Source organism: Caenimonas aquaedulcis (genome assembly GCF_015831345.1).
In the GTDB taxonomy this organism is placed as follows: Bacteria; Pseudomonadota; Gammaproteobacteria; order Burkholderiales; family Burkholderiaceae_C; genus Ramlibacter; species Ramlibacter aquaedulcis.
Genome location: NZ_JADWYS010000001.1, coordinates 1,840,629 through 1,853,206 on the forward strand (window position 1 = coordinate 1,840,629; position 12,578 = coordinate 1,853,206).

Consider the following 12,578-nt stretch of genomic DNA (forward strand, 5'->3'; position numbering starts at 1 on the left):
CGATGTCCCGCCGCCACGACTGGTTTCCCTTTCTCCGCTGGCCCCGCCTGACCGCGCCGCTGCTGCGCAGCGAATTCGCCGCCGCGCTGACGGTGGCGGTCGTGATGGTTCCGCAGTCCGTCGCGTATGCCGGCCTCGCGGGCATGCCCCTCGTCACAGGCCTGTACGCGACCTTCCTTCCCGCATTGGCGGCCGTGCTGTTCAGCGCGTCCACGCGCCTGTCGGTCGGGCCCTCGGCCCTGTCGAGCGTGCTGGTCGGCGCGTCGCTGGCGGGGCTGGCCGCACCGGCGAGCGGCGAGTGGGTGGCGCTCGCCGCATGGCTCGCGCTGCTGTCGGGCGGCATCCAGCTGGGACTGGGCGCCCTGCGCGCGCAGTGGGTGCTCAACCTCGTGAGCTCGCCGGTGCTCGCCGGCTTCAGCCAGGCGGCGGCGCTGCTCATCATCGTGTCGCAGATTCCGGCGCTCATCGGGCTGGAGGGCGGGCTGACCTCGCTGTGGCAATCCCCGCAGGTCGATCCCGTCGCGCTGGCCTTCGGTCTGGGCAGTGTGGCCGCGTTCGTGCTCGGCAAGCGGTTCGCACCGCGCCTGCCCACGGTGCTCGCGGTCATCGTCGCCTCGGGCGCCATCGCCTATGCCACGGGCTATTCGGCCCACGGCGCCGTGGTGGGCAGCCTGCCCGCAGGCCTGCCGTCGTTCTACTGGCCGGGATGGCCCGGCTGGAACCACCTCGGTGCGCTCGTCGTGCCTGCGCTCGTCATCGCGCTGGTGAGTTCGCTCGAGATGGCCTCCAGCGCGAAGATCGAAAGCCAGCACGACGGCAAGCGCTGGGACGCCGGCCAGGACCTCATCGGCCAGGGCATGGGCAAGCTGGCCGCCGCGTTCTCCGGCAGCTTCCCGACCAGCACCTCGTTCTCGCGCTCCGCCATCACGCTGTACTCCGGCGCGAAGACGGGTTGGGCCACCGTGGCGTCCACGCTGATCGTGGTGCTGGTGCTGCTGTTCCTCACGCCCGCCCTCTTCCACGTGCCGCGCGCCGTGCTGGCCGCCGTCGTGGTCGTCGCGGTCGCCGGGCTCTTCAAGCCGCAGAGCCTGCTGCGCCTCTGGCGCGTCGACCGGGTGGAGGCCGTCACGGCGCTGGTCACGTTCGCGATTACGGTGATCACCGCGCCGAAGATCTATTGGGGCGTGCTCGCCGGCGTGGTGATGGGGCTCGCCCACTTCCTGTACCTGCGCCTGCACCCGCGCATCATCGAGCTGGGCCTGCACCCGGACGGCAGCCTGCGCGACCGGCATTTGTGGAAGCTGCCGCCGCTCGCGGACGGCCTGTATGCGCTGCGCATGGACGATGAACTCGACTTCGCCTCGGCCTCGGCGTTCGAGCGCGCAATCGTGGACCATCTCGCGGCGCACCCGGACACACGGCACGTGGCGCTCTTCGCGCACCCGATCAACCGGGTCGACGCGACCGGCGTGGAGGTCTTCATGCAGCTGCGCAAGATGCTCGACGAGCGCGGCATCGGCTTGCACATCAGCGGGATCAAGCTTCCGGTGGAGCGCGTGCTGCGCAAATCGGACGCGCTCTACGACAACCCGCTGCTCTTCATGTACCGCACGGATGCCGAAGCGCTTCACGCGTTCAGGTCCCTGGGCGACGCGCCCGCGGATCAGGCGCTGACGATCCAGCCTTCCAGCGGGTCGAACGCGGCGGGCAACCCGTAGCGCGGCGCGCCTTGCCGCTGCGCCCACGCGGCTTGCAGCAGGCACAGCACGGCGTCCAGGCTGTCGCCGCTCGCGTCGTCCACCAGCGTGTCGCGCTGCGAGTGCGTGAGCTTGAGCCGCACGCCCAGCCGCGTGCCGCCCAGTTCCAGCGCGGTGACGAGGTCCTTGCGCGCGATGAGCCGGTCCGCCGTCTGTTTCGCCTTTTCGTCGCTCTTGTAGCTGCGCCGGCCGATGAGCTCGCGCGCAAGTAGGCCCGGATACGCTTCGAGCGCGACGCGTCGCGGGTCGCCCTCGTGGAGCCCCGGCATGTGCACGCCGGCCTCGAGCAGCAGGGGCAGCGCGGCGTGCAGCATGTACGCGACGGGCGGGTTGACCCACTTCATCGAAGGGCTGGAGCCGGCGAGCTTGTCGAAGGCGCGATGCGCGAATTTGGAACCGGCGGGGCGCGCATCGCAGAAGGCCGCGAAGGTTTCGCGGATTTCCGCGCGCGACAGGCCGGCGTAGTGCGCGATGCAATCGCGCCATTGCAGCGGCCACTGCAGGTGCTCGACGAGCTCGCGCGGCAGGCCGAACGGGAAGTCGAAGCCGCCGATCCAGTCGCCGGGGCGCGCGAGCCATTCGCCGAAGGCGGCGAGCGACTCGATCCGCTCCATTCGGGACAACACGACGCGGCCCGACACGAGTGAGCCCGATGCGATCACGATCGGCTTGCGCCGGGTGGGCGAGCTCGAGAAGTCGCACCCGAGGAGGGTGGGCGTTGGCATGGCGCTCATCCGAGGGCCAGTGCCATCACGCCGGCCGCGATGAAGGCCGCGCCGAGCAGCCGCAGGCCGCGTTCGCCTTCGCCCAGCAGCTGCCCGCCGATCAAGGCCGCGAAAAGCATCGAGACTTCACGCGCCGGCGCCACGTGCGACAGCGGGGCGACCTGCATCGCATACAGCACGAGCACGTACGAGACGGGGCTGATGATGCCGACGTAGGTCGCGTACTTCCATTGGCTGCGCCACATCGCGGCGACCACCGGCCGCTCGCGCACGAGCACGGGCGCGAGCACGGCCAGGCGCAGCAGTCCGCCCACGTAGTCCACGAGGATCGGCGACATCAGCAGGAACTTCACCGCGTAGCCGTCGACCACGGTATAGCTCGCGATGAACGCGCCGCTCAGCACCCCGTACAGCATGCCCTTGCGGACGCGCTGGCGCTGCAGCGGGTCGTGCGAGGCACGCCAGAGGCCCGGGCCGCCCGCGATGAGGAACACCCCGAGCGCGACGCCGAGGATGCCGAAGGCGCCGAGTGCCGACAGGTGCTCGCCCAGCAGGAGGATGGCCGCCAGGGAGGACAGCAGGGGGCCGGAGCCGCGCGCCAGCGGATAGACCACGGTGAGGTCAGCCTTGCGGTAGCCGCGCAGCAGGACGATGTAGTAGAGCGTGTGCAGCAGCGCGCTCGCGGCCAGCAGCAGCCATTCGGTCCAGCCCCAGGCCGGCACCTGCCGCACCCCGAGCCAGATGCCCAGCGGGGCCCAGAAGACCACCATGACCAGGCTTGTGAAGACCGCGAACCGGGAGTCGCCGCCGGCTTTCTTGGCCGCGATGTTCCAGCTGGCGTGGATCAGGCCGGCGAGGAGGACGAGGGCAAGCGCGCTCGCCGGCAAGGCTGCGTGCTCAGACCCGGCCGCAGATCGCGGCGGTGGCCATCAGGTCTTCCAGCAGCGCGAGCGAAACCTTGCCCGAGACCGAGTAGGGGTCGAGCTCGGGCTTCTCGGAGTACTTCAGCAGGATGGCGTGGTTGATCTTGGACAGGTTGACCTGCCCCATGCTCCAGCCGCCGAAGCGCCGCTCGAAGATTTCCTCGAAGTGCAGCAACGCGACGTCCTTGTGGCGCGCATCGCGCTGGATGTGGCCGAACAGGTCGCTCACCTGCAGCCGCCCGCCTTCGATGGCCTGCAGGAAGATGCCGCCGCCGTAGCACAGGATGCCGGTGATGCCGTTCTCCGGGTTGTGCTGGCGCGCCTGGTTGAGGATGGATTCGATCGCTTCGGGGCTCGTGTCCACGGCCCGGCTTGCATAGAGAAGGCGTACCAGCATCTCAGTTCTTTCCGGGGATGAGAGCGAGGAATTCGCGGCGCAGCGCGGAGTCCTTGAGGAATGCGCCGCGCATGACGGAGTTGATCATCTTCGCATCCATGTCCTTCACGCCGCGCCAGGCCATGCAGAAGTGGCTCGCTTCCATCACGATCGCCAGGCCGTCGGGCTGGGTCTTTTCCATGATGAGGTCGGCCAGCTGCACCACCGCCTCTTCCTGGATCTGCGGGCGGCCCATGACCCATTCGGCCAGGCGCGCGTACTTGGACAGGCCGATGACGTTGGTGTGTTCGTTGGGCATCACGCCGATCCACACCTTGCCGATGACGGGGCAGAAATGGTGGCTGCACGCGCTGCGCACGGTGATCGGGCCGACGATCATCAGCTCGTTCAGGTGTTCGGCATTCGGGAATTCGGTGATCGCGGGCTGCTTGACGTAGCGGCCTTTGAAGACTTCCTGCAGATACATCTTGGCGACGCGGCGCGCCGTGTCGCTGGTATTGTGGTCGCTGCGCGTGTCGATCACCATGCTGTCGAGGACGCCCTGCATCTTGGCCTCGACCTCGTCCAGCAGCTGCTCCAGCTCGCCGGGTTCGATGAACGCGGCGATGTTGTCGTTGGAGTGGAAGCGCTTGCGGGCAGCCTGGATGCGCTCGCGGATCTTCACCGACACGGGCGTGCCCGCGTCGTTGTCTCCGTCCTTCATGGCGTCTTGTGCTTTCATCAGCATGGGCAAATGGTAACACTGCCGCATTCGCGGCGGTTTGGCAAGGTTTTGGCCCCAAGCCATGTCCGGCGGGCGACAGTCGCTATCACTTCAATAGCGCTTCGAGGTCCTGCAGGGTGTTGGCCTCGTGGATCGGCTTGTCGTGGCGGATGCGCAGCATGCGCGGGAAGCGCACCGCGATGCCGCTCTTGTGGCGCGGGCTGCGGTTGATGCCTTCGAAACCCAGCTCGAACACGAGCGAAGGCTTGACGCTGCGCACCGGCCCGAACTTCTCCAGCGTGCTCTTGCGGATGATCGCGTCCACCTGGCGGAATTCTTCGTCCGTGAGGCCGGAGTAGGCCTTGGCGAAGGCCACGAGCTGCAACGCGCCGGGCTGGGCGGGTTCCCTTCGGGCGATGGCCTCGATCACCGCCTCGGCTTCTTCCCTGCTCTCCGGTTGCCGGTTCCAGACGGCGAAGGTGTAGTCGGTGTACACCGAAGCGCGGCGGCCGTGGCCGGCCTGTGCGTAGATCAGCACGCAGTCGATGGCCATCGGGTCGATCTTCCACTTCCACCAGAGGCCCTCGGCCTTGGTGCGCCCCGTGCCATAGGCTGCGTCCAGCCGCTTGAGCATCAGGCCCTCGACGCCGAGTTCGCGCGAACGTTCCCGCCGCTGCGCGAGCTCCAGCCAGGACTGCGCCGTCTCGACGGGAGAGATCTTGACGAGCGAGCCGGCCAACAGGGCCTCCAGCCGCTGCCTGCGTTCCCGCTGCGTGAGCTCACGCACGTCCTTGTGGTCCTGCTCCAGCAGGTCGTAGGCCATGAAGGTGACGGGCGCATCGGCGAGCACCTTCTTCGTCAGCGTCTTGCGGCCGATGCGCTGCTGAAGGAGCGCGAAAGGCGCAGGACCGGCGTCGCCCCACACCATGATTTCGCCATCGAGCACCGTGCCGTCGGGCAGCGGCTGCGCCAGGGCGACGATCTCCGGGAAGCGCTCCGTGACGAGTTCCTCCCCGCGCGACCACACCCAGACTTTTCCGCCCCGCTTCACGACCTGGCCGCGAATGCCGTCGTACTTCCACTCGACCTGCCAGTCCGACACCGGGCCCAGCCGCGACGCGAAGACTTCCGCCGGCGCGTCGAGCTGGTGGGCGAGGAAGAAGGGATAGGGCTGGCCCTCGTCGAGCTTCACCTCCGCGCCTTCCTGGTGTTGCGCGATCAAGGCCTCGAAGCGCTCCACCGAGGGCATCACCTTGCCGTCGGTGTAGCCCATCATGCGCTGTGCGACGCGCTTGGCATCGACGCCGGAATGCGCCGCCAGCGCGCGCTGCACGAGGAGCTTGCTCACGCCCACGCGAAAGCCGCCGCCCACGAGCTTGGTGAGGAGGAAGCGGCCCTGCGCATCGAGCTCCCGCCAGTAGGACTTCACGCGCTCGGTGATCTCCGCCTCGCCGGCGCCGCGCAGGGGCAAGAGGCGCTGCTCGATCCATTCCGCGAGGCCGACGTCGGTCGGCTCCGCATCCCGCGGCAGCACGAGCGCGATCGTTTCCGCGAGGTCGCCCACGGACTGGTAGCACTCGTCGAACAGCCAGGGCTCGATGCCCGCCACGGCGCAGGCGAGCGTCGCCAGATGCGACGTCGGGATCACCTGACGCGGCTTGCCGCCGGACAGGAAATAGACGGCCCACGCCGCATCTTGCGCGGGGGCCTGCGCGAAGTAACGCTGCAGCGCATCCACCTTCGCGTTGGTGGACGTCGTGGCATCGAGCTCGGCGAAGAGTTCGGCGAAGCGCTTCATGCCGCGGCCCCGCCGTCCGGCGGCACGTCCGGCGCCGCCTGCGCGTCGCCTTCGACCGCATCGCCGCCGTACTCGGTTTCGAAGGCCTCGGCCTGCAGCCCCTGCTCCGTGAGGTAGCGCACCATCACGGGCACGCTGCCGTGCGTGACGATGACGCGTTGCGCGCCGGTGGCGCCGATCGCGCGCATGAGCCCGGGCCAGTCCGCGTGGTCCGACAGGACGAAGCCGCGGTCCCAGCCCCCGCGCCGCCGGTTGCCGCGCACCTGCATCCAGCCGCTCGCGAAGGCGGTGCTCGCGTCGCCGAAGCGGCGCATCCACGTGCTCGCGGCGGCGCTCGGCGGGCACACGACGAGCGCGCGCTTGAGGTCGGCCTTGTCCTTCACGTCCGTGACCAGCTGGGTGGCTGGCAGCTCCACACCTTCGGCGCGATACGCGCGGTTGAGCGGCTCCACGGCGCCGTGCACGATGATCGGGCCGATCGACGGATCGACCCCGGACAGCAGCCGCTGCGCCTTGCCGAAGCTGTAGCAGGCGATCACGCTCGCGCGGCCCGCCAGCACATTGCGCGACCACCAGGCGTTGATGTCCGCAAAGAGCTCCGAATCGTCGCACCAGCGGTAGATCGGCAGGCCGAAGGTCGATTCGGTGATGAAGACGTCGCAGCGCACGGGCTCGAAGGGCGTGCAGGTCCTGTCCGGCGCGACCTTGTAGTCGCCGCTGGCCACCCAGACCTGGCCGCCATGCTCGAGGCGCACCTGCGCGGAGCCGAGCACATGGCCGGCGGGGTGCAGGGACACGGCGACGCCGTTGTGCAGGATCCGCTCGCCATAAGGCAGCGTCTGCAGGTTCATGTCGCCCAGTCGCGTGCGCAGGACGCCCTCCGCGGACGCCGCGGCCAGGTAGTGGCCGTGGCCCACGCGCGCGTGGTCCGCATGCGCATGCGTGATCACCGCCCGGTCGACCGGGCGCCAGGGGTCGATGTAGAAATCGCCCGGCGGGCAATACAGGCCTTCGGGCCGGTGAACGACGAGGTCCGCCATCGTCAGAGGTAATTCTTTCCCTGCACCGCGAGCGCGAGGCGCATCGCCAGCAACGCGATGCGCTCCATCACGCGCTGGCGCATGGGGCGATTCTCGAAAGCTGCCGGGTCCATCGCGCGGCCCGCCTGCATCGCCGCCACGAGCTTGCCGCGCAGCTGGGCCGCGAATGCGGCGTCCTCCACGATGACGTTCGCCTCGCGCGCGAGCAGCAGGCTCAGGGGATCGAGATTGGACGAGCCGACCGTGGCCCAGTGCCCATCGATCACCGCCACCTTCGCGTGCAGGAAGCTCGGCGCGTATTCGTGGATCTCCACGCCGGCTCGCAGCAAGGCGCTGTAGATCGGCCGCGCCGCGTAGTACTGCATGAAGTACTCGTAGCGCCCCTGCAGCAGCAGCTGCACGCGCACCCCGCGGCGCGCCGCCGCGACCAGCGCGTTGCGCATCTTGCGGCCCGGCACGAAGTACGCGTTGGCGATGACGATCTCGTCGTGCGCACGACCGATCGCGCGGCGGTAAGCCTGCTCGATGCGCATGCGGTTGCGCAGGTTGTCGCGCAGCACGAGCGCGGCCCGTGCGTGCGAGATGGCGCCCTCGCCGCTCGCCGCAACGCCGTGCGTGCGCGGGTTGCCGGATGCCCGGAACGAGACGAGGGCACCCGCGAGCCGCGCACGGCGGGCCTGCTGCATCGCCTGCATTCGCAACCACAGGCGCGACATGGTGTCGGCCACTTCCGCAACGAGGGGTCCGCGGACGCGCACCGCGAAATCGAATCGCGGCGCCTCCAGCCGGCCGTAGGTGGGGTCGTGGAAATCGTCGAGGATGTTGATGCCACCGCAGAACGCGGTCTCGCCGTCGACGAGGCACAGCTTGCGGTGCAGGCGGCGCCAGCTGCCGAAGCGCAGCAGGCTGAAGGTGCCTACCGGCGAGTAGACGTGCCATTGCACCCCGGCCTGCAGGAAGCGCTCTTCCCAGGACGGCGGAAGTGCGCCGCTGCCGAAGCCGTCGATCACGACCTTGACCGACACGCCGCGCCGCGCGGCCCGCTCCAGCGCATAGGCGACCTCGGCGCCCTGCCCGGTGAAATCGAAGATGTAGGTTTCGAGGCGCACTTCCGCACGCGCGGCGTCCATGGCTTGCACGAGCGCGGGGAAGAATTCGACACTGCCCTGCAGCAGGTACAGCTCGTGGCCGGCGCGCAGGGGCGGAAGGGCGTGCGCCATCGGGCCCGCCTACAGCTGGAACTCCGCGATCAGCGGCAGGTGGTCGGACATGCGCCACCAGATGCGCCCGCGCGGGATGTGCACGCCCACGGGCTCGAGACCGCGCGAGTAGACGAAGTCGAGCTGCGTGAGCGGCAGGCGCGAGGGGAAGGTGAATTGCCGCTCCCCGACGAAATCCCGCAGGCCGAGCTTGTTCATCGCCGGGCGCAGCTTGCAGCCCCAGTCATTGAGGTCGCCCGCGACCACCAGCGCTTCCTTCTTCGGGATCTCGCGCTCGATGTACTGGCCGAGCCGTTCGACCTGCCGCAGCCGGCTGCCCGCGATCAAGCCCAGGTGCATGACGATCACATGGATCGGCTTGCGGTCGACCTGCACGTGGACGTGCAACAGGCCGCGTTGCTCGAAGCGGTGGTCCGAGACGTCCTCATGCGCATGCGACACGACCGGCCAGCGCGACAGCAGCGCATTGCCGTGCTCGCCGTGCGCCGTGGTGGCATTGGTGCGGTAGACCGACTCGTAGCCCTCGGGCGCGAGGAACTCGGCCTGCGGCAGTTCCGGCCAGCGCTTGAAGTATTTTTCTTCCTGGCGGTGGAGTTTGCGCACTTCCTGGAGGCAGACGACGTCGGCGTCGAGCTGCTCGACCGCGTGGCCGATGTTGTGGATCTCCAGCCGCCGGACCGGCCCCATGCCTTGCACCCCTTTGTGGATGTTGTAGGTGGCGATCCGGAACAGCGAGGAACTCATTGCGCAAATTGTGGCAGCAAGAGGATGGCCTCGGCGTTGGAAGGCGAGAAACAGGCATCCGCGGCCTCGCGCCAGGGCAGCCAGCGAAAGTCCGTGTGCTCCCGCGCATTCAGCGTCACGGCCGTGCCATCGGGCACGCACAGGCCGAAGACGTGCTCCGTGTTGCGCGTCACGCCGGGCGCGTAGCGGTGCAGCCAGCGGGGGTAGATGTCGTAGACATTCTCGATGCCCCAGTCGGTGAGGATGCCCTTGCGTGCGTCGATGCCGGTTTCTTCCCGCACTTCCCGCGTGGCGCAATCCTCGAAGGATTCGTCATCCCTGTCCTTGGCGCCCGTGACGGACTGCCAGTAGCCGGCGGCGTCGGCGCGATGGATGAGCAGGACATCCCGCGCCGGGGTGTGGATCACCACCAGGACGGATTGGGGGATCTTGAAGGGGGGCGTCACCCGCCTATTGTGACGAAGCTGCCCATTTACCAGATCCGAAATTCCTCGCCGAAGACGCCGAACTGCTCCACGACGTCGTGGTGCATGTCGACCCATTCCTTGTAACGCGCGTAGAACTCATCTTCGCCACAAAATCTGGGGCGATATATCGGACTGCTTGATTGCGCCGATTTCGGATCGCCTCTGCTGCACGACCCTCCTATCACTCTTAAACGGCTTTTTCAATGAAATAGAAAGCGTAGTAAACGCCCCAGAAATCCAAAAGAAAGTGAAAAAAGATAACTGCGTTTGCTGAGTTCGCGGGTCATGAGTCTTGTCGAGACATCTCGCCGACTATTCAGAAGCCGCTGAGGATGGCGTCCATCGCCGCAGCCACTTCGCCAGCGCGATGCGAGATCGAGGCCACGGGTTTCCTGAGCATTCGGGCAGGAAGAGGCGCCGCCTGATGGGCCAGCAGGATCAGGGTTTCACCATCCACCTGCACCACAGGGCACAGATTCTCGGGAAGTCTGGTCACATCGGCGCCGACCCTTGACAGCGGCATGACCAGGCGCGTCGGCAAACGCTCGAGCAAACCGCTCTGTACGTCCGCGACGTACGGCACGGACTCGCGGGATGCCTGGATGGGATTGAGATAAATATCGAACTGCGCCATCTCAGCCTTGCTGCCAGGCAACAGAGCCTTCGCACCACAGGCCATTCTTTTCGAATTCCCGGTTCTGCGCGTCGAGCCAATCCCGGTAGGTCTCGTTGAATTCCTTCTTTCGCGCCGACAGGGACTTGCCACGGGCGGCCATCGTCAGCGCCTGGAACTCCTCGTAGCCCAACAACACCGTGTCTGGCCGGCCATCCTTTTCCACGATGACCGGCTCGCCCTTGGCCTGGCTGCAGAAATAGCCGAACCGGTTCTTGGCTTCAGTCGCGGTGATTTGCATGGGCGTGTCTCCTTGTTGGCCATTTTAGCCAAACAGTGGAGCACCCACAAGAAGCCTGTATCACGCTGCCGCGGTATTCCTCAACCGGATATGCAGCTCGCGGAGCTGCTTCTCGTCCACCGGCCCCGGCGCCTGCGTGAGCAGGTCCTGCGCGCGCTGGGTCTTCGGGAAGGCGATCACGTCGCGCAGGCTTTCCGCGCCCGTCATCAGCATGACGAAGCGGTCCAGGCCGATCGCGATGCCGCCGTGCGGAGGCGCACCGTATTGCAGGGCGTCGAGCAGGAAGCCGAACTTCAGCTTCGCTTCTTCCGCGTCGATCTTGAGCGCGCGGAACACCTTGCTCTGCACGTCCTCGCGGTGGATACGCACCGACCCCCCGCCGAGTTCGATGCCGTTGAGCACCGCGTCGTAGGCCTTGGCGACCGCCTTGCCCGGGTCGGTTTCGAGGAGGTCCTCATGGCCGTCCTTCGGCGAGGTGAACGGGTGGTGCACCGCGTTCCAGCGCTGGCCGTCGTCGTCGTATTCGAACATCGGGAAGTCGATGACCCACAGCGGCTTCCACTCGCCTTCGACCAGGCCGTTGGCCTTGCCGAATTCGCTGTGGCCGACCTTCACGCGCAGCGCGCCGATCGCGTCGTTCACCACCTTCGCCTTGTCCGCGCCGAAAAAGATGATGTCGCCGTCCTTGGCGCCCGAGCGTTTCAGGATCTCGGCGACGGCGGCGTCGTGGATGTTCTTCACGATCGGCGACTGCAGGCCCTCGCGTCCCTTCGCCACTTCGTTGACCTTGATCCACGCCAGGCCCTTGGCGCCGTAGATCTTCACGAATTCGCCGAACTGGTCGATGTCGCCGCGGCTCATGCCGGCGCCGCCGGGCACGCGCAGCGCCACCACGCGGCCGTCCTCGGCGTTGGCCGGGCCGGAGAACACCTTGAAGTCCACGTCCTTCATCACGTCGGTGAGTTCGGTGAATTCGAGCTTCACGCGCAGGTCCGGCTTGTCCGAGCCGTAGAGGCGCATCGCGTCCGCGTGCTTCATCACGGGGAAGGCGCCGATGTCGATGCCCTTCACGTTCTTGAAGGTGCTGCGGATCATGCCTTCGAACATCTCGCGGATTTCCTCTTCGGTGAGGAAGGAGGTTTCCACGTCGATCTGCGTGAATTCCGGCTGGCGGTCGGCGCGCAGGTCCTCGTCGCGGAAGCACTTGGTGATCTGGTAGTAGCGGTCGTAGCCGGCCACCATCAGCAGCTGCTTGAACAGCTGCGGCGACTGCGGCAGCGCGAAGAACATGCCGTCGTGCACGCGGCTGGGCACGAGGTAGTCGCGCGCGCCCTCGGGCGTGCTCTTGGTGAGCATCGGCGTCTCGATGTCGATGAAGCCGTTGGCGTCGAGGAACTTGCGAACCTCCATCGTCACCTTGTAGCGCAGCATCAGGTTGTTCTGCATGTACGGGCGGCGCAGGTCCAGCACGCGGTGCATGAGGCGCGTGGTCTCCGACAGGTTCTCGTCGTCGAGCTGGAACGGCGGCGTCACCGAGGGGTTGAGGACCGTCAATTCCTGGCACAGCAGTTCGATCTTGCCGCTCTTGAGGTTGTCGTTGGTCGTGCCCTCGGGGCGCGCGCGCACGAGGCCCGTGACCTGCACGCAGAATTCGTTGCGCAGGCCCTCGGCCGTCTTGAACATCTCGGCGCGGTCCGGGTCGCAGACGACCTGGACATAGCCTTCACGGTCGCGCAGGTCCACGAAGATCACGCCGCCGTGGTCGCGCCTGCGGTTCACCCAGCCGCACAGGGTCACGGTCTGGCCCAGGAGGGCTTCGGTCACGAGACCGCAATAGGTCGTTCGCATTTTCTGTTGGGACATGGCAGGTGCTCTTCGGTTGAAGGATGA

General features: G+C 67.4%; 13 protein-coding genes. 1 reads left to right on the forward strand and 12 read right to left on the reverse strand.

What is annotated here, in order from left to right; genetic code table 11:
• Positions 1–2: 2 nt before the first annotated feature.
• A complete protein-coding gene (locus I5803_RS08900; RefSeq protein WP_196986011.1) occupies positions 3–1,718 on the forward strand; it encodes a SulP family inorganic anion transporter in 1,716 nt (571 codons plus the stop codon).
• Here the strand turns inward: I5803_RS08900 and I5803_RS08905 are convergent.
• From I5803_RS08905 to aspS, 12 genes are all read right to left on the reverse strand, one after another.
• On the reverse strand, positions 1,664–2,482 hold the full coding sequence (locus I5803_RS08905) for a DUF429 domain-containing protein (RefSeq protein WP_231402376.1): 819 nt from the start codon (positions 2,480–2,482) through the stop codon (positions 1,664–1,666). The two genes, I5803_RS08900 and I5803_RS08905, sit on opposite strands and share 55 nt — an antisense overlap.
• Before the next feature lie 5 nt (positions 2,483–2,487).
• A complete protein-coding gene (locus I5803_RS08910) occupies positions 2,488–3,369 on the reverse strand; it encodes an EamA family transporter (protein ID WP_196986013.1) in 882 nt (293 codons plus the stop codon).
• A 10-nt stretch (positions 3,370–3,379) separates the two neighbouring features.
• A complete protein-coding gene (locus tag I5803_RS08915) occupies positions 3,380–3,802 on the reverse strand; it encodes a BLUF domain-containing protein (RefSeq protein WP_196986014.1) in 423 nt (140 codons plus the stop codon).
• Position 3,803: 1 nt separating this feature from the next.
• Positions 3,804–4,523, reverse strand: a complete 720-nt coding sequence (folE, locus tag I5803_RS08920) for a GTP cyclohydrolase I (protein WP_196986015.1) — start codon at positions 4,521–4,523, stop codon at positions 3,804–3,806.
• Between the two features lie 88 nt (positions 4,524–4,611).
• Complete coding sequence (locus tag I5803_RS08925) at positions 4,612–6,303, reverse strand: ATP-dependent DNA ligase (RefSeq protein ID WP_196986016.1); 1,692 nt, start codon at positions 6,301–6,303, stop codon at positions 4,612–4,614.
• Positions 6,300–7,343: a ligase-associated DNA damage response exonuclease gene (locus I5803_RS08930; RefSeq protein WP_196986017.1), complete on the reverse strand. Its 1,044-nt coding sequence runs from the start codon at positions 7,341–7,343 to the stop codon at positions 6,300–6,302. Before I5803_RS08930 ends, I5803_RS08925 begins: the two co-directional genes overlap by 4 nt.
• Positions 7,344–7,345: 2 nt before the next feature.
• Positions 7,346–8,563, reverse strand: a complete 1,218-nt coding sequence (gene clsB / locus I5803_RS08935) for a cardiolipin synthase ClsB (RefSeq protein WP_196986018.1) — start codon at positions 8,561–8,563, stop codon at positions 7,346–7,348.
• 9 nt (positions 8,564–8,572) lie between these two features.
• Positions 8,573–9,307, reverse strand: coding sequence for an endonuclease/exonuclease/phosphatase family protein (locus I5803_RS08940; RefSeq protein ID WP_196986019.1), 735 nt, complete (start codon positions 9,305–9,307; stop codon positions 8,573–8,575).
• A complete protein-coding gene (gene nudB / locus I5803_RS08945; RefSeq protein WP_354001642.1) occupies positions 9,304–9,753 on the reverse strand; it encodes a dihydroneopterin triphosphate diphosphatase in 450 nt (149 codons plus the stop codon). The genes I5803_RS08940 and nudB overlap by 4 nt, the downstream gene beginning before the upstream one ends.
• 337 nt (positions 9,754–10,090) lie before the next feature.
• Positions 10,091–10,408: a CcdB family protein gene (locus tag I5803_RS08950; RefSeq protein ID WP_196986021.1), complete on the reverse strand. Its 318-nt coding sequence runs from the start codon at positions 10,406–10,408 to the stop codon at positions 10,091–10,093.
• A gap of 1 nt (position 10,409) precedes the next feature.
• The gene (locus I5803_RS08955; protein WP_196986022.1) at positions 10,410–10,688 is read right to left on the reverse strand and encodes a type II toxin-antitoxin system prevent-host-death family antitoxin; all 279 of its coding nucleotides are present in this window, start codon (positions 10,686–10,688) and stop codon (positions 10,410–10,412) included.
• A 60-nt stretch (positions 10,689–10,748) separates the two neighbouring features.
• The gene (gene aspS, locus I5803_RS08960; RefSeq protein ID WP_196986023.1) at positions 10,749–12,551 is read right to left on the reverse strand and encodes an aspartate--tRNA ligase; all 1,803 of its coding nucleotides are present in this window, start codon (positions 12,549–12,551) and stop codon (positions 10,749–10,751) included.
• Positions 12,552–12,578 lie beyond the last annotated feature (27 nt).